21 protein-coding genes are annotated in these 23,116 nt (G+C 70.1%); 9 read left to right on the top strand and 12 right to left on the bottom strand.

All coding sequences use genetic code 11. From position 1 onward, the window contains the following. Positions 1–36 precede the first annotated feature (36 nt). From ACIQPT_RS29980 to ACIQPT_RS29970, 3 genes are all read right to left on the bottom strand, one after another. Entirely contained in the window at positions 37–240 is a 204-nt protein-coding gene (locus tag ACIQPT_RS29980; RefSeq protein ID WP_401160369.1) for a YbdD/YjiX family protein, read from the bottom strand. Beyond that, positions 237–2,462 (bottom strand): carbon starvation CstA family protein, encoded by a 2,226-nt coding sequence (locus ACIQPT_RS29975; protein ID WP_401160367.1) that lies wholly within the window; start codon positions 2,460–2,462, stop codon positions 237–239. The genes ACIQPT_RS29980 and ACIQPT_RS29975 overlap by 4 nt, the downstream gene beginning before the upstream one ends. 250 nt (positions 2,463–2,712) lie before the next feature. Then, complete coding sequence (locus ACIQPT_RS29970) at positions 2,713–3,477, bottom strand: GntR family transcriptional regulator (RefSeq protein ID WP_018959126.1); 765 nt, start codon at positions 3,475–3,477, stop codon at positions 2,713–2,715. 279 nt (positions 3,478–3,756) lie between these two features. Between ACIQPT_RS29970 and ACIQPT_RS29965 the strand changes: the two genes are divergently transcribed. From ACIQPT_RS29965 to ACIQPT_RS29950, 4 genes are all read left to right on the top strand, one after another. After that, positions 3,757–5,055 (top strand): sugar ABC transporter substrate-binding protein, encoded by a 1,299-nt coding sequence (locus ACIQPT_RS29965; protein ID WP_401160365.1) that lies wholly within the window; start codon positions 3,757–3,759, stop codon positions 5,053–5,055. Between the two features lie 113 nt (positions 5,056–5,168). Then, positions 5,169–6,176, top strand: coding sequence for a carbohydrate ABC transporter permease (locus ACIQPT_RS29960; RefSeq protein WP_401160364.1), 1,008 nt, complete (start codon positions 5,169–5,171; stop codon positions 6,174–6,176). Further along, a complete protein-coding gene (locus ACIQPT_RS29955) occupies positions 6,173–7,033 on the top strand; it encodes a carbohydrate ABC transporter permease (RefSeq protein ID WP_401160363.1) in 861 nt (286 codons plus the stop codon). Before ACIQPT_RS29960 ends, ACIQPT_RS29955 begins: the two co-directional genes overlap by 4 nt. 9 nt (positions 7,034–7,042) lie before the next feature. Further along, the gene (locus ACIQPT_RS29950) at positions 7,043–8,572 is read left to right on the top strand and encodes a glycoside hydrolase family 3 protein (RefSeq protein ID WP_401160362.1); all 1,530 of its coding nucleotides are present in this window, start codon (positions 7,043–7,045) and stop codon (positions 8,570–8,572) included. Between the two features lie 146 nt (positions 8,573–8,718). On the opposite strand, the gene nagB is transcribed toward ACIQPT_RS29950, so the two are convergent. Further along, the gene (gene nagB, locus ACIQPT_RS29945; RefSeq protein ID WP_401160361.1) at positions 8,719–9,504 is read right to left on the bottom strand and encodes a glucosamine-6-phosphate deaminase; all 786 of its coding nucleotides are present in this window, start codon (positions 9,502–9,504) and stop codon (positions 8,719–8,721) included. Positions 9,505–9,732: 228 nt separating this feature from the next. Here nagB and ACIQPT_RS29940 point away from each other — a divergent pair, with 228 nt between their 5' ends. Together ACIQPT_RS29940 and ACIQPT_RS29935 are read left to right on the top strand one after the other, a co-directional pair. After that, on the top strand, positions 9,733–10,815 hold the full coding sequence (locus ACIQPT_RS29940) for an SIS domain-containing protein (RefSeq protein WP_401160360.1): 1,083 nt from the start codon (positions 9,733–9,735) through the stop codon (positions 10,813–10,815). A 529-nt stretch (positions 10,816–11,344) separates the two neighbouring features. Further along, entirely contained in the window at positions 11,345–12,811 is a 1,467-nt protein-coding gene (locus ACIQPT_RS29935; RefSeq protein ID WP_401160533.1) for a sensor histidine kinase, read from the top strand. A 184-nt stretch (positions 12,812–12,995) separates the two neighbouring features. On the opposite strand, the gene ACIQPT_RS29930 is transcribed toward ACIQPT_RS29935, so the two are convergent. Both ACIQPT_RS29930 and ACIQPT_RS29925 read right to left on the bottom strand, forming a co-directional pair. Beyond that, positions 12,996–13,253 (bottom strand): WhiB family transcriptional regulator, encoded by a 258-nt coding sequence (locus ACIQPT_RS29930; protein WP_003953983.1) that lies wholly within the window; start codon positions 13,251–13,253, stop codon positions 12,996–12,998. Between the two features lie 320 nt (positions 13,254–13,573). Further along, entirely contained in the window at positions 13,574–14,542 is a 969-nt protein-coding gene (locus tag ACIQPT_RS29925) for a diacylglycerol/lipid kinase family protein (RefSeq protein WP_401160358.1), read from the bottom strand. 165 nt (positions 14,543–14,707) lie between these two features. Here ACIQPT_RS29925 and ACIQPT_RS29920 point away from each other — a divergent pair, with 165 nt between their 5' ends. Then, positions 14,708–15,157, top strand: a complete 450-nt coding sequence (locus tag ACIQPT_RS29920) for a hypothetical protein (RefSeq protein ID WP_401160357.1) — start codon at positions 14,708–14,710, stop codon at positions 15,155–15,157. 13 nt (positions 15,158–15,170) lie between these two features. Here ACIQPT_RS29920 and ACIQPT_RS29915 read toward each other — a convergent pair whose 3' ends face one another. The 3 genes from ACIQPT_RS29915 to ACIQPT_RS29905 form a co-directional block, all read right to left on the bottom strand. Then, on the bottom strand, positions 15,171–16,127 hold the full coding sequence (locus ACIQPT_RS29915; protein ID WP_374202247.1) for an RNA polymerase sigma factor SigF: 957 nt from the start codon (positions 16,125–16,127) through the stop codon (positions 15,171–15,173). Continuing rightward, positions 16,124–16,537, bottom strand: coding sequence for an anti-sigma regulatory factor (locus ACIQPT_RS29910; RefSeq protein ID WP_003966375.1), 414 nt, complete (start codon positions 16,535–16,537; stop codon positions 16,124–16,126). The genes ACIQPT_RS29915 and ACIQPT_RS29910 overlap by 4 nt, the downstream gene beginning before the upstream one ends. A gap of 232 nt (positions 16,538–16,769) precedes the next feature. Continuing rightward, the gene (locus ACIQPT_RS29905; protein WP_137231779.1) at positions 16,770–17,030 is read right to left on the bottom strand and encodes a UBP-type zinc finger domain-containing protein; all 261 of its coding nucleotides are present in this window, start codon (positions 17,028–17,030) and stop codon (positions 16,770–16,772) included. Positions 17,031–17,064: 34 nt separating this feature from the next. Here ACIQPT_RS29905 and ACIQPT_RS29900 point away from each other — a divergent pair, with 34 nt between their 5' ends. After that, on the top strand, positions 17,065–18,666 hold the full coding sequence (locus ACIQPT_RS29900; RefSeq protein ID WP_401160532.1) for a Na+/H+ antiporter: 1,602 nt from the start codon (positions 17,065–17,067) through the stop codon (positions 18,664–18,666). Here ACIQPT_RS29900 and ACIQPT_RS29895 read toward each other — a convergent pair. The 3 genes from ACIQPT_RS29895 to ACIQPT_RS29885 form a co-directional block, all read right to left on the bottom strand. Further along, positions 18,642–19,577 carry a 1-aminocyclopropane-1-carboxylate deaminase/D-cysteine desulfhydrase gene (locus ACIQPT_RS29895; protein WP_401160354.1) on the bottom strand — a complete coding sequence of 312 codons (936 nt, stop codon included), beginning with the start codon at positions 19,575–19,577 and terminating at the stop codon, positions 18,642–18,644. The two genes, ACIQPT_RS29900 and ACIQPT_RS29895, sit on opposite strands and share 25 nt — an antisense overlap. Before the next feature lie 43 nt (positions 19,578–19,620). Next, positions 19,621–20,817 carry a globin domain-containing protein gene (locus tag ACIQPT_RS29890; protein WP_401160352.1) on the bottom strand — a complete coding sequence of 399 codons (1,197 nt, stop codon included), beginning with the start codon at positions 20,815–20,817 and terminating at the stop codon, positions 19,621–19,623. 130 nt (positions 20,818–20,947) lie between these two features. After that, positions 20,948–21,394, bottom strand: coding sequence for an RrF2 family transcriptional regulator (locus tag ACIQPT_RS29885; RefSeq protein WP_401160350.1), 447 nt, complete (start codon positions 21,392–21,394; stop codon positions 20,948–20,950). 176 nt (positions 21,395–21,570) lie between these two features. On the opposite strand from ACIQPT_RS29885, the gene ACIQPT_RS29880 reads away from it, so the two are divergent. Continuing rightward, positions 21,571–22,977 (top strand): family 2B encapsulin nanocompartment shell protein, encoded by a 1,407-nt coding sequence (locus tag ACIQPT_RS29880; RefSeq protein WP_401160349.1) that lies wholly within the window; start codon positions 21,571–21,573, stop codon positions 22,975–22,977. The last annotated feature ends 139 nt before the right edge of the window (positions 22,978–23,116 follow it).

The following is a 23,116-nucleotide window of genomic DNA, read 5'->3' as shown; positions in this document are numbered from 1 at the left end:
GAAGGGGTGCGGCGGCCCCGGCCCGGCCGGTGGCGCTCAGCAGCAGCGGAAGCCCTCGCGCGGATCCGCCTCGCGGGCGTCCGTACGGCTGCGTTCGAAGGCGCGGCGGGTCATCACCGGCGCGTCCGGATCGTGGGTCCTCGCGTGCGCCACATAGCGGTCGTACGCCGACTCGCCGGTCAGCTCACGGACGTACCAGCGGATCCGTCCCGCCACCCGCCGTACGTCCGCGACGGTCATGACGGGCTCCCCGTTCCCGCGGCCTCCTTGCGGACGCCGCCCTCGGGGCCGACGCCGGCGGCGATCAGTTCGGCCTTCTCCTCCTTGGTCGCGATGAGCGAGGCCGGGGCGACGAGCTTGGACTCGACGTACGGCGCCTCGTGGAGCTTCACGCTCTCCGGGTCGCGGATGGCCTTGTAGCAGACCCGCCCGGCGTCGATGAGCACCACGATGATGAGGAGCGCGAAGAGCGCGCACAGCACCCCGTCGACGGTGGAGTTGGTGACGACGGTCTGCATCTCGTCCATGTTCTTGGCGGGCGGCAGCACCTCGCCCGCGTCGATGCCCGCCTGGTACTTGTCGCGCTGGGTGAAGAAGCCGACCTTCACGTCCGGCGAGAAGATCTTCTGCCAGCTCGCGGTGAGGGTGACCGCCACGTCCCAGGCGAGCGGGACCGCGGTGACCCACGCCCACTTCAGCCGGCCGGACTTGACGAGCAGGGTGGTGCAGACGGCCAGCGCGACGGCCGCCAGCAGCTGGTTGGCGATGCCGAAGAGCGGGAAGAGCTGGTTGATGCCGCCCAGCGGGTCGTGCACGCCGACCCAGAGGAAGTAGCCCCAGCCGCCGACCACGACGGCGCTGGCGAACCAGACGCCCGGCTTCCAGCTGATCTCGCGGAACGGCTTGTAGGCGTTGCCCAGCATGTCCTGGAGCATGAAGCGCCCGACCCGGGTGCCGGCGTCCACGGTGGTGAGGATGAAGAGCGCCTCGAACATGATGGCGAAGTGGTACCAGAACGCCTTCATGGCCGTTCCACCGATCACCGCGGAGAAGATCTCCGACATGCCGAGCGCGAACGTCGGCGCGCCGCCGGTCCGGGAGAGGAGGCTCGTCTCCTCCACGTCCTTGGCGGCCTGGGCCAGGGCGTCCGGGGTGATGGTGAAGCCGAAGTTGGCCACGGCCTGGGAGGCGGACTGGACGCTGTCGCCGATCACGCCGACCGGCGCGTTGATGGCGAAGTACAGGCCCGGGTCGATGATGCAGGCCGCGATCATCGCCATGATCGCCACGAACGACTCGACCAGCATGGCGCCGTAGCCGATCACCCGGATCTGCGTCTCCTTCTGGACCATCTTCGGCGTGGTGCCGGAGGAGACCAGGGAGTGGAAGCCGGAGAGCGCGCCGCAGGCGATGGTGATGAAGACGAACGGGAACATCGAGCCGGCGAAGACCGGGCCCGAGCCGCTGGAGGCGAAGTCGGTGACCGCGGGCATCTTCAGGGTCGGCAGGGAGACGACCACGCCCAGGGCCAGCAGCCCGATCGTGCCGACCTTCATGAAGGTGGAGAGGTAGTCGCGCGGGGCCAGCAGCAGCCACACGGGGAGCACGGAGGCGAGGAACCCGTACACGATCATCCAGATGACCAGCGTGCCCGGCTCCAGCGTGAAGAAGTCCGCCCACGAGGATTCGGCGACCCAGCCGCCCGAGACGATCGCGAGGAGCAGCAGCGCGACGCCTATGAGGGAGACCTCGCTGACCTTGCCGGGCCGCAGGGTGCGCAGATAGACGCCCATGAAGAGGGCGATCGGGATCGTCATGCCGATGGAGAAGACGCCCCACGGCGAGTGGGCGAGCGCGTTCACGATGACCAGCGCGAGGACCGCGAGCAGGATGATCATGATGATGAAGACCGCGACCAGGGCGGCGATCCCGCCGACCGGGCCGATCTCGTCGCGCGCCATCTGGCCGAGCGAACGGCCGTTGCGGCGGGTGGAGAAGAAGAGCGTCACCATGTCCTGGACGGCGCCGGCGAAGATGACGCCGACGACGAGCCAGATCGTGCCCGGCAGGTAGCCCATCTGCGCGGCGAGCACGGGACCGACCAGCGGGCCCGCTCCCGCGATGGCGGCGAAGTGGTGGCCGAACAGGACCCGGCGGTCGGTGGGATGGAAGTCGACGCCGTTGTCCAGCCGTTCGGCGGGGGTCGCGCGGTTCTTGTCGACCTTCAGGACCCGGTTGGCGATGAACCGGGAGTAGAAGCGGTACGCGATGGCGTACGAGCCGAGGGCGGCTGCCAGCATCCAGGCGGCGGAGACCTCCTCACCCCGTGAGAGCGCGAGGGTGGCCCAGCCGGCGGCGCCGGCCAGGGCCACCAGGCTCCAGACGACTATGGACTTCGGGGTCGGCGCTCGCCGCCCCGGTGCTGGTGGAACCGGTGGTGCTGATGTGGGCGATTCCGGCATATCGATCCGTCCCCTCGCGCGATCTCTGTCGTAACGTGCGCGAAATCTAGGTGGTGCGGCCGCTCTCCGGAACCCCTGTCCGCATACCGGTCGCGCATCGCCGATGTCTCCACCGAAGTTCCGCAGTAACGACACGGACGGGAAGGGGGATCGGTTCACGCGATCCGTTCCTGCCCCGGGATGACCGAAAACAGGCGGTGGCCCGGGGAGCGGATCCCCGGGCCACCGCCTGTGCGCGTGCTGCCGACTCTCAGTCCGTCGGACGCTTCAGACGGGCCACGAACTTGTAGCGGTCGCCCCGGTAGACCGAGCGCACCCACTCCACCGGTTCGCCCTGGCCGTCCACCGAATGACGGGACAGCATGAGCATCGGCAGGCCCACGTCGGTGCCCAGCAGACCCGCCTCGCGCGGGGTGGCGAGCGAGGTCTCGATGGTCTCCTCCGCCTCGGCGAGGCGGACGTCGTACACCTCGGCGAGCGCGGTGTAGAGCGAGGTGTACTTCACCAGCGAACGGCGCAGCGCCGGGAAGCGTTTGGCCGAAAGATGGGTGGTCTCGATCGCCATCGGCTCCCCGCTGGCGAGCCGCAGCCGCTCGATGCGCAGCACCCGGCCGCCCGTCGAGATGTCCAGCAGACCGGCGAGCGTGTCGTCCGCCGTGACATAGCCGATGTCGAGGAGCTGGGACGTCGGTTCCAGCCCCTGGGCGCGCATGTCCTCGGTGTACGAGGTGAGTTGGAGCGCCTGGGAGACCTTCGGCTTGGCGACGAAGGTCCCCTTGCCCTGGATGCGCTCCAGCCGGCCCTCGACGACCAGCTCCTGGAGCGCCTGGCGCACGGTGGTGCGCGAGGTGTCGAACTCGGCCGCCAGAGTGCGCTCGGGCGGTACCGGGGTGCCGGGCGGCAGGGTGTCCGTCATGTCGAGGAGATGACGCTTGAGCCGGTAGTACTTCGGTACGCGCGCCGTGCGCGTACCGGTACCGGTCTCGCTCCCCGTACTGCCCCCGTCGGCACCCATGGCCCGCCTTCCCGACTGCTGCGTTGCTGCCGTCACCGGCTCCTCCGTCTGTCGCGGCTCACATGGTGGCACGGTCCGGTCACGGGTCGTCGCCCTCCCTTAGGTGTCGGTCCTATAACGGACGCGAGTGCACTTCTTATACACCCTTGACACCCCTAAAGGTCTAGGCCAAGCTCCCGGTACTGGTCTAAACCATTAAAGACCAGGTCCAGCCCCAGCAGAACTCGTCGAATGACTTCGCGGTGGGTGGGGTTGCAGCATCCCTGAGGAGGGTTTGACGTGAAGCGCAAGCTCATCGCGGCTATCGGTGTCGCGGGCATGTTGGTTTCGGTCGCGGCGTGTGGTTCGGACGACAAGAACTCGTCCGCCGAACCCAAGGACCGTAAGGAAAACCTGACCGTCTGGCTCATGGGCGAGGCCCAGTCCACCTGGCCCGAGCTGGTCAAGGACGTCAACGCCGAGTTCAACAAGAAGTACCCGGGTGTCAAGGTCAAGGTTCAGTACCAGCAGTGGGCCGACAAGGTCAAGAAGCTGGACACCTCCCTCGGTGGCGACAAATTCCCGGATGTCGTGGAACTCGGCAATACCGAGACCATGCAGTACATCCTCAATGGTGCACTCGGAGAAATCGACCCCAAGAAGTACGAGAACTCGGACACCTGGATCAAGGGTCTGAAGGACACGTGCTCCTTCGAGGGCAAGACCTACTGCGTTCCTTACTACGCCAGCGCCCGTCTGGCCGTGTACAACCAGGACATGCTGAAGGCCGGCACCGGCAGCGACGCCCTCCCGCAGACCGAGGACGAGTTCCTCGCCGCGATGGACAAGGTCGACGCCGAGCTGGGCAAGAAGGACAAGCGCGCCTCGTCCCTCTACTTCCCGGGCCGCTACTGGTACGCCGCGATGTCCTACGTCGCCGCCTACGGTGGCCAGATAGCCGAGTACGACGAGGGCAGCAAGGAGTGGAAGGCCGCGCTCTCCACCCCGGAGGCCCAGAAGGGCATCCAGCACTTCGTCGACCTGGTCAAGAAGTACAACAAGGCCGACGTGACGAAGGACGAGCAGGACCACGCCAACGTCATGGCCAACGAGAAGGCCGCGGTCATCTACGGCCAGGCCTGGGAGGCCGGCAGCGTCACCACGGGCGAGAACGGCAACCCGAAGCTCGAGGGCAAGATCGCCACGGCCGGTATGCCCGGCCCCGAGGGCAAGGCCCTCCCGTCCTTCATCGGCGGCTCGGACCTCGCGACGATCTCCAAGTCCAAGGTCCAGGACCTCGGCGAGGAATGGATCTCCCTCTTCACCAACGCGAAGTCCATGGAGGTCCTCGCGTCGAAGAACATCCTCCCCAACAACGAGAAGCAGCTCGAGCCGCTGAAGGCCAAGCCGGAGACCGCCGCCATCGCCAACGCGGTGCCGGACGCCTGGTTCACGCCGATCGCGCCGGGCTGGGCCTCCATCGAGAAGGAGGAGATCCTCCAGAACATGCTCCTGGAGATCGTCAAGGGCTCCTCCGTCGCCGACGCCACCAAGAAGGCCGACGACAAGATCAACGCGCTGATCAACAAGGAAGCCTGACCTTCCGATCGCCAGGCGGGGCCCGGCGTCAGCGCCGGGCCCCCGCTCCTTTCCCACAGTGAACGCCGTGAATTCCGGGGCCCGCCCCGGACCCGCGATGGAAGGTCAGCCACGTGTCTGCCGCTGATACCAAGGCCGCCGGGCCGCCGGTCCCCGTACCACCCGACCCGCAGGTGACCGGGAAGTCGTCCTTTGACGACGATGCGCCCCGGGTGCAGAAGAGGAAGCGGAAGAAGGGCGAGCTGCTCCCCTACTTCCTGATTCTCCCGGCGATCGTGGCGATCGCCGCCGTCTACCTCTACCCGCTCGGCAAGACGGTCATCATGTCCTTCCAGGACATGGGCCGCCGTGAGCTGTGGTCCGGCGAACCGGCGCCATGGGTCGGCTTCGAGCAGTTCACCAACATCCTCGGCGACTCCGAGTTCTGGTGGGTCACCTTCCGCACGGTCATCTTCATGATCGTCTGCGTGACGCTGACGATGGGCATCGGGCTGCTGGTCGCCCTGCTCATGCGCAAGCTCTCCACCTGGGTCCGGCTGGTGCTCACCGCCTGCCTCATCGCCGCCTGGTCGATGCCGCTGATGGTGGCCGCCTCGATCTTCCGGTTCATGGCCGACTCCGACTACGGCCTGATCAACACCCTGATCGCCAAGGTCGTCGGCGAGGACTGGCTCGGACACAACTGGTACCTCGACCCGATCCAGGGCTTCGGCATCATCACCCTGCTGGTCGTCTGGGGCGCCATCCCGTTCGTCGTCGTCACCCTGTACGCCGCCCTCACCCAGGTCCCCCAGGAACTGGAGGAGGCCGCCGCCCTCGACGGCGCCAGCGCGTTCGGCATCTACAAGTTCGTCACCTGGCCGGTCATCAAGCCGGTCTTCACCATGGTCGCCACCCTCTCGGTGATCTGGGACTTCAACGTCTTCGGCCAGATCTGGCTGCTGCGCGGCAACAAGCCCGAGCCGGAGTACGAGACCCTCGGCCTCTACTCCTACTCCAAGGCGTTCGAGTCCACCTCCTTCAGCCAGGGCACCGCGATCGCCCTGATCACGGTGCTGCTGCTGTCCGGCGTGGCCGTGTACTACCTGCGCCAGCTCATGAAGACGGGAGAGGTCGAATGAGCAGCTCGACCCAAACACAGGTGCTGCGGCCCGACCGCAAGAAGAGCCGGCTGCACTTCGACCTCATCGGTCTCGGCGTCGCCCTGGTCATGGTCTTCCCGGTCTACTGGCTGGTCATCAGCGCCCTGCGGCCCAACCGGGAGATCCGCAGCTACGACCAGACCCTGTGGCCCACGTCGATCACCTTCGACAACTTCGTCCGGGCCACCGAACAGCCGAACTTCGTCACCGCCATCCAGTCCAGCCTGATCGTCGCCGTCACCGCGGTGGTCGGCGGCATGATCATCGCGACGCTGGCGGCCCTGGCGATCGGCCGGTTCCGGTTCTTCGGCCGCAAGGCCCTGGTCCTGATCATGATCCTGGTCCAGATGCTGCCGCCGACGGCGATGCTCATCCCGATCTACGCCCAGCTCAACGCCATGGGCGGGATCGACGAGTACTGGGGCCTGATCGTCGTCTATCTGGTCTCCACGCTGCCCTTCGCCACCATCATGATCCGCGGCTTCGTCGTGAACATCCCGGTGGAGCTGGAGGAGTCCGCGATGGTGGACGGCTGCACCCGCTTCCAGGCCTTCCGCCGGGTGATCTTCCCGCTGCTCGCCCCCGGGCTCGCCGCCGCGTCGATCTTCGCCCTGGTGAACGCGTGGAACGAGTACCTCTTCGCGTACATCCTGATCAACGACAACTCCAAGTACACGCTGAACGTATGGCTGATGACCTTCACGACCGAGCGCGGAACGGACTACGGCGCCCTCATGGCGGCGTCGACCATGATCGCCATCCCCGTCGTCGTGTTCTTCATGATCATCCAGAAGAAGATGGCCGCAGGCCTCACTTCCGGCGCTGTGAAGGGATAGTGCGGGCCCATGACCACCCTCGTTTCCACCACGGACACCGTGACGCGCGACGCGCTCGCCGTGCTCCAGCCCGGGTTCACCGGCACCACCGCGCCGGACTGGCTGCTGCGCCGCGTCGGTGAAGGCCTCGCCTCCGTCGGGCTGTTCGGCCGCAACATCACCTCGCCCGAACAGCTCACCGCCCTCACCGAGCGGCTGCGCTCCGAGCGGGACGACGTCCTCGTCGCCATCGACGAGGAGGGCGGCGACGTGACCCGCCTGGAGGTCACGCACGGCTCCTCCTTCCCGGGCAACTTCGCCCTCGGCTCGGTGGACGACGTCCACCTCACCCGGGCCGTCGCCCAGGAGCTCGGCCGCCGGCTCGCCGAGTGCGGCGTCAACCTCAACTGGGCGCCGTCCGCCGACGTCAACTCCAACCCGGGCAACCCGGTCATCGGCGTGCGCTCGTTCGGCGCCGACACCCGGCTGGCCGCCCGGCACACCGCCGCGTACATCGAGGGGCTCCAGGCCGCCGGTGTCGCCGCCTGCACCAAGCACTTCCCCGGGCACGGCGACACCGCGGTCGACTCGCACCTCGCGCTGCCCCGTATCGATGTGGACCTCGACACCCTGCACGCCCGTGAGCTGGTGCCCTTCCGGGCGGCCATCGCCGCGGGTTCCAAATCGGTGATGAGCGCGCATATCCTGCTTCCCGCACTCGATCCGGACCGCCCGGCGACCCTGAGCCCGCAGATCCTCACCGGTCTGCTGCGCCAGGAGCTGGGCTACGACGGCCTGATCGTCACCGACGCCGTGGAGATGGACGCCATCGCCGGTACGTACGGCATCGAGCGCGGGTCCGTCCTCGCCCTCGCGGCGGGCGCCGACGCCATCTGTGTGGGCGGCGGCCTGGCCGACGAGGAGACGGTGCTGCGGCTGCGCGACGCCCTCGTCGCGGCCGTGCGCGGCGGGGAACTGACCGAGGAGCGGCTCGCCGACGCGGCCGCCCGTGTACGAGCCCTCGCGTCCTGGACGCAGAGGGCCCGGGGGGACATCCGGGAGTCGGGCGCGGCAGTGCAGGAGGGGACCGCGCCCGGCACCGGAGTCAGCTCCGACATCGGTCTGATCGCCGCCCGCCGCGCGGTCCGGGTGGCCGGCTCCGGCGACCGCCTGACCGAGCCGGCGTACGTCGCCTCGTTCAGCGCGGAGGCGAACATCGCGGTCGGCGACGAGACCCCGTGGGGCATCGCCGCCGAGCTGGACCGGATCCTGCCCGGCACCGGGACGGACACCTACGGCGAGGACTCCGACGCCCCGGCGGCCGCGATCCTGGCGGCGGCGGGGGAGCGGCGCATCGTCGCCGTGGTCCGCGACGAGCACCGGCACACCTGGATGAACGAGGGGCTCGACACCCTGCTGGCGGCCCGCCCGGACACGATCGTGGTCGAGATGGGCCTGCCCCAGTCGGCCCCGAGGGGCTCGCTGTACATAGCCACCCACGGCGCGGCCCGGGTCTGCGGCCTGGCGGCAGCGGAAGCGATCACCGGCACAACGGCCTGACACCATCAAGCCCGTCCGGGGAAAATCAAGCCCGTCCGGCGATTGAGGACAAAGCCTCTCGCCGGACGGGCGGCAGTACGGCGAAGGGCCGGGACACCATCAAGGCGTCCCGGCCCTTCGCCGTGCACGGCAGCCGGCGGCAAGACCTACAGCCCCTGCCACCCCGGCTTCGCCGCATACGTGGCCCGGAAGTAGTCCGCCAGCTTCAGCTTCGACGCCGCCGCCTCGTCCACGACCACCGTCGCGTGCGGATGCAGCTGGAGCGCCGAGGCCGGCACGATCGAGGCGACCGGCCCCTCCACCGTCTGGGCGATGGCCTCCGCCTTGCCCTCACCGGTGGCCAGCAGGATCGGGTGCCGGGCATCCAGGATCGTCCCGATGCCCTGCGTGATCACGTGGTGCGGCACCTGCTCGATGTCGTCGTCGAAGAAGCGCGCGTTGTCCACCCGGGTCTGCTGCGTCAGCGTCTTGATCCGGGTGCGCGAGGCGAGCGAGGAGCACGGCTCGTTGAAGCCGATGTGCCCGTCGGTGCCGATGCCCAGGAGCTGGAGGTCCACGCCGCCCGCCTCCGCCAGCGCCCGGTCGTAGGCCTCGCAGGCCGCCTGGACGTCCTCGGCCGAGCCGTCGGGGCCCATGAAGGAGGCCTCGGAGAGCCCGAGCGGCTCGACGACCTCGCGCAGCACCACGGAGCGGTACGACTCCGGGTGGCCCGCGGGCAGCCCGACGTACTCGTCGAGCTGGCAGATCCGGGCGCGCGACGCGTCGACCGCACCGGCGGCGACCTTCGCCGCGAGCGCACGGTAGATGGGCAGCGGGGTCGAGCCGGTGGCAACGCCGAGCAGGGCGTCGGGCTTGCGGGTGAGCAGCGCGGCGATGGCCTCCGCGATCAGTTCGCCGCCTGCCGTGGCGTCCGGGACGATGACAACTTCCACGCTGTGCCTGCCGATCTGACTAGGGGAGCCGGTGGTATAGACCAATCAGGTTCCAATTTAGCAGAATCGAGCAGCCGTGCGGTGAACAGTCCGCCCATCGGCCGTACCCCGGCCCGCCCCCTGACCTCGCACCGTCCCTGACCCCGCACGCCCCTGCCCGCTGGCGGGCCACCGCATTGCCTGGTCGACTGGGGGTGCCGATGCCGACAGCCCAGGGAGGCCCCCCACATGTCCGCCACCTCTCCGGCCGACCGGAACGGCCAGGGCGACGAGCCCGGCCGCATCATGTCCGGCGAAATGGCCGAGCAGCCCGCGATGCTGCGCCGCATCCTCGAACAGGGCGCGCCCCGCATCAACGAGGTCGCCGCCGAGATCGCCGCCCGGAAGCCCCGGTTCGTGCTGCTCACCGCCCGGGGTACGTCGGACAACGCGGCGCTGTACGCGAAGTACCTGCTGGAGATCCGCCTCGGCCTGCCCTGCGGACTGGCCTCGATGTCCACCACGACGGCCTACGGCGCCAAGCCGGACCTGCGGGACGTCCTGGTGATCACGGTCAGCCAGTCGGGCGGCTCGCCGGACCTGGTGGCCTCCACGCAGGCCGCCCGCGATGCCGGAGCCGTCACGCTCGCCGTCACCAACAACCCGGACTCCGCGCTCGCCGCCGTGTCCGAGTACCACATCGACATCCTGGCGGGCCCGGAGAAGGCGCTCCCGGCCACCAAGACGTACACCGCGTCCCTGCTCTCCCTGTACCTCTTCGTGGAGGGCCTGGGCGGCAACGACGGCACGGCGGCCGCCGCGGGCCTGCCCGACCTCGCGGGCGCGATCCTGGGCCGCCGGGCCGAGGTCAAGGCGCTGGCCTCCCGCTACCGCTTCGCCGAACGCATGGTGATCACCTCGCGCGGCTACGGCTACCCGACGGCCAAGGAAGCGGCCCTGAAGCTCATGGAGACCAGCTACATCCCGGCTCTCTCCTACTCCGGCGCGGACCTCCTGCACGGCCCCCTGGCGATGGTCGACAACATCTCCCCGGTGATCGCCGTGGTCACCGACGGCCGGGGCGGCGAGGCCCTCCAGCCGGTGCTGGACCGGCTGCGCGGACGCGGCGCGGATCTCTTCGTGGTCGGCCCCAAGGCCCAGGTGGAGGCGGCGTCGGCCGGCTTCTCGCTGCCCACGGCGGGCGTCCCGGAGGAGTTGCAGCCGATCCTGGAGATCCTGCCGCTGCAGATGCTGGCGTACGAGGTGACGATCGCCCGGGGCCAGGACCCCGACGCGCCCCGCGCTCTGGCCAAGGTCACGGAGACCCGCTGAACGAGCCCCATCCGGCACGGCCCTCGAAACACCCGCGGGCCGCGGCGCCAGAGCGGGACCCTCAGCCCACCCGGCACCGCAGCCCGGAGCTGCGGGCCTGCCTTTCGGATCAGGCCGGGCTCGCGTGCCCCGGCACGCACATCTGCGGCGTTGTCGTCGGTCGCCGACGCTCCGCGTCGACTCCCTCCTCCGCCTTGCAGCTGCACGCACCGGACCCCGCTCGCTGATCCGGCCTGTTCCAAAAGGCAGGCCCTACCTGGCCGGCGGTGTGCGGTGCCTCCGGCCACTGGAGGCACCGGCGCAGTCAGGGCAGAGAGTGCCGGAGCCTCGGTCCGCTCTCCTGTGCGGGGAGAGCGGAGGTCGTGATGAACTCATTGTGGACTAGACCAATTGCCCGTGTCCATCCATGTGCACGACATTCTCCGGCCGCGCGCCGGGCCTGTCCATCGTCGTACCCACTGCACGGCCCGGCGGGCCGATCGGTTCGAACGCCTTCGGTAACCCCAGGTACGCTCCACACGTGCCCTCCATGAACGACCTCGTCCGCCAGCACACCGCTCTGAGTGACACCGACCTCGAGTGGCTCCATCTGCTGGTCTCGGAGTGGCAGCTGCTCTCCGATCTGTCCTTCGCCGACCTCGTGCTGTGGGTCCCGACCCGCGACGGCACGCGGTACGTCTCCGTCGCCCAGATGCGCCCCAACACCGGGCCCACCTCCTACCAGGACGACATGGTCGGCCACCTGGTGCCCCGCGGCCGCCGCCCGCTGCTGGACGCGGCCCTGGACGAGGGCCGGATCGTGCGCGAGGGCGACCCGGAGTGGCGCGAGGAGGTGCCCGTACGGGTCGAGTCCATCCCCGTACGCCGCGAGGGCCGGGTGCTGGGTGTCATCGCCCGCAACACCAACCTGCTCACCGTGCGTACCCCCTCCCGGCTGGAGCTCACCTACCTCCAGTCCGCCTCCGACCTGGCCCAGATGATCGCCGCCGGGTCCTTCCCCTTCCCCGGCCAGCAGGTCGACATGGACGCCTCCCCGCGCGTGGGCGACGGCCTGATCCGGCTCGACGCCGACGGGATCGTGCAGTACGCCAGCCCCAACGGCCTCTCCGCCTACCACCGCCTCGGCCTCGCCTCCGACCTGGTCGGCCACCACCTCGGCACCACCACCGCCGAACTGGCCCCGTCGCGGGGGCCGGTGGACGAAGCCCTGGTCAAGGTGGCCAGCGGTTACGCGCCCCGGGAGTTCGAGGTCGAGTGTGCGGGCGGGGTGATCCAGCTGAGGGCCATCCCGCTCAAGCCCAAGGGCGTCCGCATCGGCTCCCTGGTCCTGCTCCGGGACGTCACCGAACTGCGCCGCCGCGAACGCGAGTTGATCACCAAGGACGCGACCATCCGGGAGATCCACCACCGGGTGAAGAACAACCTCCAGACGGTGGCCGCCCTGTTGCGCCTGCAGGCCCGCCGGATGGACTCCGAGCAGGGCCGTGAGGCGCTCAACGAGGCGGTCCGGCGCGTCGGTTCGATCGCCATCGTCCATGAGACGCTGTCCCAGAATCTGGACGAGCGGGTCGAGTTCGACGAGATCGCCGACCGGGTGATCGCGATGGTGTCGGAGATCTCCCCGGGCAAGGTGACCTGCCGGCGCACCGGACGCTTCGGCATCCTCGACGCCGAGGTCGCCACCCCGCTCTCCATGGTGCTGACGGAGGTTCTGCAGAACGCCCTGGAGCACGCGTTCGCGGTGGCCGACCACGGGACGGTGGAGGTCGCCGCCGTGCGCGGCGGATCGCCCACCGAGGGGCGGCTGCTGATCACCGTCACCGATGACGGGCGCGGGCTGCCCGAGGGGTTCGACCCGAAGCGGGCCGGCAACCTCGGGCTCCAGATCGTCCGGACGCTGGTGGAGGGGGAGTTGGGCGGCACGTTCGGCATGGTCCCGGCCCCCGGACGCGGCACCCAGGTGGTGCTGGACCTCCCGGTCCAGGGCGACAAGTAGGGGTACGGGGTACGGAGGCGCACCGCACACAACAGAGCGGGCCCGGACCGTGGTGACGGTCCGGGCCCGCTCCGTGATGCTCACGTTGCGATGCGCTTCGGGGTACTGCGCGCTGCGACTCGAAGGCGGGGCTGTGCGTACGCTCTGTACGCGCCGCCGGGCTGAGGCTTGGTGCGGTTCTCGCTCAGGCGCTTGCGTTGCGCGCCCGGTTGCGAGCGGCGCGGCGCTTCATCGCGCGGCGCTCGTCCTCGCTGAGTCCACCCCAGACGCCGGAGTCCTGGCCGGACTCGAGCGCCCACTGCAGGCACTGCTCCATGACGGGGCAGCGGCGGCAGACGGCCTTGGCTTCCTCGATCTGCAGCAGCGCAGGACCGGTGTTGCCGATGGGGAAGAAAAGCTCAGGGTCTTCCTCACGACAAACGGCGTTGTGACGCCAGTCCATGGCTGCTACCTCTCCTTGGTATTACACGCTTGTTGCTTGTGAATGTGAACGCTTTCACGAATCCCCCCGCAGATGACGGGCCGACTCCCAGATGGACTGGGTGTGGTCTGTGATGGTGAGGAGGGGTTCTGGCTCTCAGTGGAGGCCGGTGTTGCGGGCCGTCCCGATCGCCATGTAGAGATTCGCAAACCTCGGCGGCGGATACAACCCCTTCTGGAAAGTTTTTTTTGATTCCTCGGTGTCGACTAGGTCACAGCCGCACTTCTTAGGGGTGGGGGCCAGTCCAAACGTTCGAGTTAAAGGACTTTAGGCCCTTCCACTCACACAATCACACGCAGTGCACGGCGTACGCCTGTGAACGTCACGCTCGTACGCAGTCCCAGGTGGTCGCCGTCCATCTGGAAGGGCAGTGGGACCTTTGAATGCAAGGTGAAGTCCGTGAGGTCATGCCGTGAAACGGCGTGCTTGCCGCGCGGCCCCTTCTCGGGGCTGGAAGTGAGCAGCTGGGTGCCGTAGAGGGCCACCGCCGGGGTGGACAGACGCTTCAGCCCGAGGACGTCCAGCGCGGTGTCGAAGGAGGCCTTCGGTGAGGCGTACATCGGACGATTGCCCAGGTAGGTCCAGGGGGCGGTGTTGCAGATTATGGAGAGCGCGAGGTCGGTGACCGGGTCCTGGCCGGGTACGTCGAGCGTGATCTGACCCTGTCGGCGGTGGGCCTCGTTCAGGAACTGCCGCACCACCTGGCGTACGTACAGAGCATGCGTCGAACGCTTCCCGCTCTCGCGCTTCTGTTCGACCCGGCCGATGACTCCGGCGTCGAAGCCGAGACCGGCGCAGAAAGTGAACCAGCGTTCGGGGACGGACTCGTCCTCGGTTCCCGGGGTGCCGGCCGCGAGGCCGAGACCGACCGTGCGTTCGGTCCGGTTCTCCAGGGCGTCCAGGATCGCGCCGGTCGCCTCCACCGCGTCGTTCGGCAGTCCCAGGGCGCGCGCGAAGACATTGGTGGACCCGCCGGGGACCACGGCGAGCTTCGGGAGGCTGTCCACGTCCGGGCCCCGGTGCAGCAGCCCGTTCACGACCTCGTTCACCGTGCCGTCGCCGCCGAGGGCGACCACCAGATCGATGTCGTCGCTGTCCGCGGCCCGCCGCCCCAGGTCCCGTGCGTGCCCCCGGTACTCGGTGGTCACCGCCTCCAGCTTCATCTCGCTGGCCAGCGCGTGGATGAGCACGTCACGGGTGCGGGCACTGGTGGTGGTAGCAGCTGGGTTGACCACGAGGAGTGCGCGCATGACGGCCAGCCTACCTACCGGGCGGTTCGGTGCTGTAGTCCCGGTTCGCTGCGCTCGGGGCCGGTGACGGAACGTGACCGGCTGCCGAGCCGTACGGCCGAACGGGGGAGGCTCCTCCGCACCCCGGCTTCACTTCCGGACCCCGGGGATGCCAACCTGAAAGGCGTGAGCACTCAAGCGACCCCCTCCACGCCGTCGCCCTCCGCAGCGGAGCGCCCGACCCGGATCACCGTCCTCGCCGGGGTCAACGCCCTCGAAGGAGTGGCGCTCGCCGTCGGCGGCGTCTATCTGCTGATCATGGGAGTGCTCGGGAACCTGGAGAGCACCCAGCAGGCGGAGACGGTCGGAATCACGCTGATCGCGCTCGGCGCGATCCCGCTGATCGCCGCCCGCGGACTGCTGCTGCTGCGCGGCTGGAGCCGGGGGCCCGCGCTGATCACCCAGATCATGGCGCTGCCCGTGGCCTGGACGCTGCTGCGCTCGCAGGGCGCGCTGATCCCCACCGGGATCGTCCTGGCGGTCGTCGCCGTCACCGGCCTCGTGCTCGTGCTGAACCCGGCGACCACCCGGATCCTGGGCATCCGCCGGAGCCCCGGGGCGACCCCCGGGGCCTGAGGACGCCTTCGGGCTACTCCTCGACGAGCAGCCGCTCGCGCAGCTGCGCGAGGGTGCGGGCCAGCAGCCGGGAGACGTGCATCTGCGAGATGCCGACCTCCTGGGCGATCTGCGACTGGGTCATGTTCCCGAAGAAGCGCAGCAGCAGGATGCGCTTCTCGCGCGGCGGCAGGTCCTCCAGGAGCGGCTTGAGCGACTCCCGGTACTCCACGCCCTCCAGCGCCTCGTCCTCCGAGCCCAGCGTGTCCGCGACCGCCGGCGACTCGTCGTCCGTGTCCGGCACGTCCAGCGAGAGCGTGCTGTACGCGTTGGCCGATTCCAGGCCCTCCAGCACCTCCTCCTCGGAGATGCCGAGCCGCTCGGCCAGCTCGTGCACCGTCGGGGAGCGGCCGTGCTGCTGGGAGAGTTCCGCGGTGGCCGTGGTCAGCGACAGCCGCAGCTCCTGGAGGCGGCGCGGCACCCGCACCGCCCAGCCCTTGTCCCGGAAGTGGCGCTTGATCTCGCCGACCACCGTGGGGGTGGCGTACGTCGAGAACTCCACCCCCCGGTCCGGGTCGAACCGGTCCACGGACTTGATCAGCCCGATCGTGGCGACCTGGGTCAGGTCGTCCAGCGGCTCGCCGCGATTGCGGAAGCGGCGGGCCAGATGCTCCACCAGCGGCAGATGCATCCGCACCAGCCGGTTGCGCAGCTCGGCCTTCTCCGCCGAACCGTCGGGCAGCTCCCGCAGCTCGAAGAACAGGGCCCGGGCCCCGCTGCGGTCGTGTGGATCGTGGTGCCCGTGCTCGCTCATCTGGCCCGCCCGCTCTGCCTGCGACTGCTGCTCCACCGCGACGTTGAGGCTCTCGGGCCCGTCCGCTCCGTCCACCGGATGCGGCCGGGCCTGTTGCTCCGGGATGCCTGCTGGGCGCACCACCCCGGATCGGATCGTCTCGTCCCGCACAGGACCGTCCCCGTTCCCGTCGCTCACGCCGGCCCGGGGCCCGCGCCGCGCTGTTTGTAGAGGCTGATGCTGACCGTACGGTCGTCGGCGACCGTGGAGTCGACCTTGCCGGCCAGTGCGGAGAGCACCGTCCAGGCGAAGGTGTCGCGCTCGGGCGCCCGGCCGTCCGTGGTGGGCGCCGACACCGTCACTTCGAGGGAGTCGTCGACGAGACGGAAGACGCAGCTGAGGACGGAACCCGGCACGGCCTGCTGGAGCAGGATCGCGCAGGCCTCGTCGACCGCGATACGAAGATCCTCGATCTCGTCGAGAGTGAAGTCCAAACGCGCTGCGAGACCGGCCGTGGCCGTTCGCAGCACCGACAGGTAGGCACCCGCAGCGGGCAGTCGGACTTCTACGAAGTCCTGATTCCCGGGCTCGCCTGCGATCTGGGACACCCTCACCTCCAAGGTGGCACAAACTCTTTCGAGGTTCCGGGAAGGGTGGCCCGGAGCCATGCGGTCCGTCGACGGTTCTTCGGCTCGGCGACGTTATCGGATCCATGATGCCGTGTCGTACGGACCCCATACCCCGACCGTCACTCATGGTAAGCCCATGAGTACGCACAGTGGCTAGGGGTCTGCGGCGTCCAATTACGAAGAACCAGCGCCGCATTGACGTACCCAGGCCTCAGACGATCGAACCGTCCTCGAAGCACCAGCGCCAGCTCTCGCCCGTCTCGAAGCTCCGCATCACGGGGTGACCGGTCGCCCGGAAGTGTCCGGTGGCGTGCCGCAGCGGCGACGAATCGCAGCAGCCGACGTGCCCACAGGTCAGGCAGAGCCGCAGCTGCACGGGGTGGGTGCCCGCCTCCAGGCACTCGGGACAGGTCTCGCCGAGTGGCACGGGCTCGGGGCGTGGCAGATCCGCTACATGCGCACACTCGCTCATGATGGGCAGGTTACGACGGATCGAGGACGGTGGGATGGACGCGCTGCCGCTGGTGGCCCTGGTCGCGGCCAGTGCGGCGGTCGCCGGCGCGGCCCGCCGCACCCCGGTGCCCGCCCCGCTCGTCCTGGTCGCCGTGGGGCTCGTGGCGGGCTATCTGCCGGGCGTCCCGACGTACCACCTGGACGCGCACGTCGTGCTCCCGCTGCTGCTTCCGCCGTTGCTCTACACGGCGGCCGTGGACAGCTCCTACCTGGATCTGCGGGCCAACATCCGGCCGGTCGCCCTGCTCTCCGTGGGCTACACCCTCTTCGCGACCGTCGCGGTCGGCTGGCTGGCCTACCGGATCATCCCGGACCTGCCGCTGACCGCCGCACTGGTCCTGGGGGCGGTCGTCGCCCCGCCGGACGCCGTGACGGCCGCCGCCATCGCCCGCCGGGTCGGGCTGCCCGCCCGGGTGACCACGATCCTCCAGGGCGAGTCATTGGTGAACGACGCCACGGCGATCACCGCCTTCCGGGTGGCGCTGGCCGCCGCGGTGGGGGAGGGGATGAGCTGGGGCGCCGGGATCGGCGAGTTCCTGCTGGCGGCGGTCGGCGGGGTCGGCGTCGGGCTGCTGCTGATGGTGCCGCTGCACTGGCTGCGCACCCATCTCAAGGAAGCGCTCCTCCAGAACACGCTCTCCCTCCTGATCCCTTTCGTGGCGTACGCGGCGGCCGAACGGGTGCACGCCTCCGGCGTCCTCGCCGTGGTCGTCGTCGCCCTCTACCTGGGCCACCGTTCCTGGCAGGTCGACTTCGCCACCCGCCTTCAGGAAGCGGCCGTCTGGAAGATGGTGGCGTTCGTCCTGGAGTCGACGGTGTTCGCCCTGATCGGGCTCCAGCTGCCCTTCGTCGTGAAAGGGCTCGGCCCGTTCGGGGTGTGGCAGGCGCTCGGTTACGCGGCCGTCGTCTTCCTGGCCGTCGTCGTGGTCCGCTTCGTCTGGGTCTACCCGGCCACCTATCTGCCCCGGTGGCTCTCGCGCCGCGTCCGGGAACGCGAGCCGGGCACCGACTGGACGGCGCCGTTGATCGTCGGCTGGGCCGGGATGCGCGGGGTCGTCTCGCTCGCCGTCGCGTTCTCCATCCCGCTGGTCATGCACGACGGCGAACCGTTCCCGGCCCGCAGCCTGGTGCTGTTCCTGACCTTCACCACCGTCATCGGCACGCTGGTGATCCAGGGGCTGACCCTGCCCGTCCTCGTCCGCGTACTGAAGCTGCCGGGCCCCGATCCGCAGGCCGTCACGCTCATCGAGGCGCAGGCCCAGAGCGAGGCGTCCACCGCCGCCGAGGCCCGCCTGGACGAGCTGCTCGCCGATCCGCACAGCAGCCTGCCGCCGCCGCTGGCCGACCGGCTGCGCAGTGTGCTGGAGCGCCGTCGCAACGCCGTGTGGGAGCGCCTGGGCGCGGCCGACCCGGTCACCGGGGAGTCGGCGGACGACACCTACCGGCGGCTGTCGAGGGAGATGATCGAGGCCGAGCGCGAGGTCTTCGTCCGGCTCCGGGACGAGCGGCGGATCGACGACGAGATGATGCGTACGCTGCTGCGCCGGCTGGATCTGGAGGAGGCGGCGGCCTACCGGGAGACGGACGACTCCTGAAGCGGCGCGTGCGGCGCCTCGGGGGCGCCGGTGATTACGGCGGCCACCCGGGTGCCCGGCTCGAAGGCCCCCTCCTCGGCCAGTGCGGTCAGCGCGAACAGCAGCTTGGCGACGTAGACGCGTTCCACGGGGAGTCCGTGCCGGTCCTCGAAGTCCATGGCGAAGGCCTCCAGCTCCGGGGTGGAGCGGGCGTAGCCGCCGAAGGTGAAGCGCTCGTCCAGCGACCAGCTGCCGGCCGGGCCGCCGAACGCCTCGCGCTGGAGCCGCTCCACCTCCCGCCCCAGGAAGCCGCCGCGCAGCACCGGGACACCCAGCGCCCGCTGCCCGGGGTCCAGGCCGGCGGCGAGCCCGGCCAGGGTGCCGCCGGTGCCGCAGGCCACGGCCGCCACATCGGCCTCTCCGGCGAGCTCGCGCCCCAGCGCCGTACAGCCCTGTGCGGCCAGCGCGTTGCTGCCGCCCTCCGGGATGACCTCCACGTCCCCGTACCGGCTCAGCAGCCCCTCCAGGACCTCGGGGGAGGCCTTCGCCCGGTACGTCGTGCGGTCCACGAAGTGCAGACGCATGCCGTCGGCCCCGCACCGGGCGAGCGACGGGTTGAGCGGCCGGTGGGCCAACTCGTCGCCGCGGACGACGCCGATGGTGGGAAACCCGAGCAGCCGCCCGGCCGCCGCGGTGGCCCGGAGGTGGTTGGAGTACGCGCCGCCGAACGTGAGCACGGTGCGCCCGGCGGCGGCCTCCAGGTTGAGGACGAGCTTGCGCCACTTGTTGCCCGGCAGGTCGGGGTGGATCAGGTCGTCCCGCTTGAGGAGCAGGGTGACCCCGTGGCGTGCGAAGCGATCATCCTGAACCTCGTGCGACGGGGACGGCACTTCGGGCTTCAGGAGGGCGTCGAGGCGGGGCGGGTGGTTCACCCGCCCATTGTCGCCTCCGTCGCCTTCCCGGAAACGTGCCTCTTCAGGAAGCGGCCAGCCAGAGGTCCGGGCCGAACACCTCGTAATGGACGTCGGCCGGCCGCACCCCCGCCTCCAGCAGCCGGGTCCTGACGGCCCGCATGAAGGGGAGCGGGCCGCACAGATAGGCGTGCGTGCCCGGTCGTAGGGTGATGCCGTCCAGGTCGACGAGACCGGTGCGGTTCACGGGGTGCCCGGCCTCCGGCGTCTCGTACCAGAAGTGCGCCTCGGCGTCCGGGAGCTTCTCCGTCAGCCGGACGTGGTCGGTGCGCAGGGCGTGGTCGGCCGGTGAGCGGTCGCCGTGCACGACGGTGACCGGGCCCCGGTGGCCCTCCTGCGCGAGGTGCTCCAGCATCGACAGCATGGGGGTGCAGCCGATGCCCGCCGAGGCCAGCAGCAGGGGCGCGTCCAGATGATCGAGCACCAGGTCCCCGTAGGGGACGGAGACGCGCAGCAGGTCGCCCGCGCGGGTGTGCTCGTGCAGGTGCCGGGAGACCTCGCCGTCGGGCGAGCTCTGGCCGCGCACCCGCTTCACAGTGATCGACCGCAGCCGGGAGCCGGGGGCGCAGGAGAGGCTGTACTGGCGTATCTGGCGGGCCCCGTCCGGGAGTTCGACCTGTACGGAGACGTACTGGCCGGGCCGGAAGGCGGGCGGGGGCGTGTCCTCGGCGGGGCGCAGCAGGAAGGTGGCGACGTCCTCGGTCTCCTCGACCCGGGCGGCCACCTCCCAGGTGTGCCACACATCGCCCGCCAGGACGCCCTGCTGCGCGTAGAGGCGCTCCTCGACGGCGATCAGTGAGCCCGCCATCAGCCAGTAGACCTCGTCCCAGGCGGCGGCGACCTCCGGGGTGACCGCGTCGCCCAGGACATCGGCGATGGCCGAGAACAGATGGGTGTGCACCACCTCGTACTGCTCCGGGGTCACCCCGAGCGAGGCGTGCTTGTGGGCGATCCGGTCCAGCATCACGTCCGGTCGGGTGCCGGGCTGCTCCACCAGCTGCGTCGCGAACGCGGCGATGGAGCCGGCGAGCGCCCGCCGCTGGTCGCCGGAGGCCTGGTTGCCCCGGTTGAACAGATCCCGCAGCAGCTCGGGGTGGGCGGCGAAGAGCTTCTCGTAGAAGAGGTCGGCGATGTCCCCGATGGCCGCGCCGACGGCGGGGAGGGTGGCGCGGACAGTGGCGGTGGACCGGTCGGAGAGCATGAAGGGCTCCTAATTGGAATGATGGATGCGTATTTAGGGGCGAAGGGTGGCCCGTCGGTGCGCATGGATGCGTTCGGGCGGCCGGGATGGCGGTGGGGCGGAGGGGCGGAGGGGGGAGTTGTGGGCGGGCTCAGTCGGGCGGCGGGCCGCTGCCGATGCCCAGCAGCAGCGGGCCGGTGGGGGAGGCGACGAGGTCGGTGACGGTGATCGGGTCCAGTGCCGCGTAGAAGGCCTCCTGGGCTCCGCGCAGGGCTCCGCGCAGCCGGCAGGCCGAGCGGAGCGGGCAGGGGGTGTCGCCCTCGCACTCGACGACCTCCTCCGGCCCCTCCAGCTCCCGCACCAGTGAGCCGATCGACGCGGAGTGGCCGGCTGAGGTCAGGGTGAGCCCGCCGCCCCGGCCGCGACGGGCGTCGAGGAGGCCGAGGTGCTGGAGCCGGGCGACGACCTTCGCGGTGTGCGTGTACGGGACCCGCATGGTGGCCGCCACCTCGCGGGTGGTCGGGGGCTCCTGGCCCTCGGCGACCGCCAGCCGCATGAGGACGCGGAGTGCCACGTCGGTGAATCTCGTCAACCGCATGAGCCCACCGTAGATAAGTGGCATGGGGGATGCAAATTAAGCGGTCCGCCCGGCGACGGTGATCAACGTGCCCCACCCGAAGGCGGATTAGTCGCACTCTTTTGTGTAATGGCGGCCGGGCCCTCCTGCTGAAAGGCTTTTGCACGCAGGTCAGCCCATGATCGAAAGGACGTCAGATGTCCGTTGGTGAAGAGGTTCGCGACACGCAGGCGCCGCCGCAGCAGAGTCTGGGGACGGCAGCTGCGCGGAACCTCGCGACGACCACCAAATCCGCGCCGCAGATGCAGGAGATCACCTCGCGGTGGCTGCTGAAGATGCTGCCGTGGGTGCAGGTACAGGGCGGTACGTACCGGGTGAACCGTCGGCTCAGCTATTCGGTCGGTGACGGCCGGGTGACGTTCGTCCAGACCGGGGACCGGGTGACCGTGATCCCCGCCGAGCTGGGGGAACTGCCCGCTCTGCGTAACTTCGGGGACGAGGAGGTCCTCGCCGAGCTCGCCCGCAGGTGCGAGCAGCGCGACGTGGCCGCGGGGGAGGTGCTCGCCGCATCGGGGGACGCGGCGGACCGGGTCTTCCTGCTGGCGCACGGCAGGGTCGAGAAGATCGGCGCCGGACCCTACGGCGACGAGACGGAGCTCGGAGTCCTGGGCGACGGAGCGTACTTCGGCGACCAGAGCCTGGTCGACGGCGACGCCGTCTGGGAGTACACCGCCCGCGCGGCCACCCCGTGCACGCTGCTCACCCTGAGCCGTGCCGATGTGTTCAACCTCGCGGAGCGCGCGGACTCGCTGCGAGGCCACCTCGCCGGTCTGCTCACCATCCCGCATCAGCGGACCAACCACTACGGCGAGGCGGAGATCGACCTCTCCGCCGGCCACGTGGGGGAGGCGCTCGTCCCGCACACCTTCGTCGACTACGACGCGGCGCCGCGCGAGTACGAACTGAGCGTCGCGCAGACGGTGCTGAAGGTGCACAGCAGGGTCGCCGACCTCTACAACCAGCCGATGAACCAGACCGAGCAGCAGTTGCGGCTCACGGTCGAGGCGCTGCGCGAGCGCCAGGAGCACGAGCTGATCAACAACCGGGAGTTCGGACTGCTCAACAACTGCGACTACGGGCAGCGGCTCCAGCCGCACGACGGGGCGCCCAGCCCGGACGACATGGACGAGCTGCTCTCGCGCCGCCGTGGATCGAAGCTCTTCCTCGCCCACCCGAAGGCCATCGCCGCCTTCGGCCGCGAGTGCAACCGGCGCGGGCTCGTCCCGGAGAGCGTCGACATCGGCGGCCACCACGTGCCCGCCTGGCGCGGGGTGCCGATCTTCCCGTCCAACAAGATCCCCGTCAGCGACGCCCGCACCACGTCGATCATCTGCATGAGGACCGGCGAGGCCGAACAGGGCGTCGTCGGCCTCCAGCAGACCGGCATCCCCGACGAGATCGAGCCGAGTCTCTCGGTCCGCTTCATGGGGATCGACGAGCAAGCGATCATCTCCTACCTGGTGACGGCGTACTACTCCGCCGCCATTCTGGTACCGGACGCCCTCGGAGTGCTGGAGAACGTCGAGGTCAGCCGCTGGCGCTGACCCCGAGTCACCCCGGGGGCCCGCCGGGCCCCCCCCCCCCCCCCCGCCCGGGCGCGCCCCCCCCCCCCACCCCCCGGGGCCCCGGGGCCCCCCCCCCCCCCCCCGCGGCCGGGCCGCCGCGCCCCCGCGGCCGCGCCCC

The sequence above is a fragment of the Streptomyces sp. NPDC091289 genome (assembly GCF_044757365.1).
Taxonomy (GTDB): Bacteria; Actinomycetota; Actinomycetes; order Streptomycetales; family Streptomycetaceae; genus Streptomyces.
Note: the sequence above shows the minus strand (reverse complement) of the source record. Positions and strands in the feature narration are given on the sequence as shown.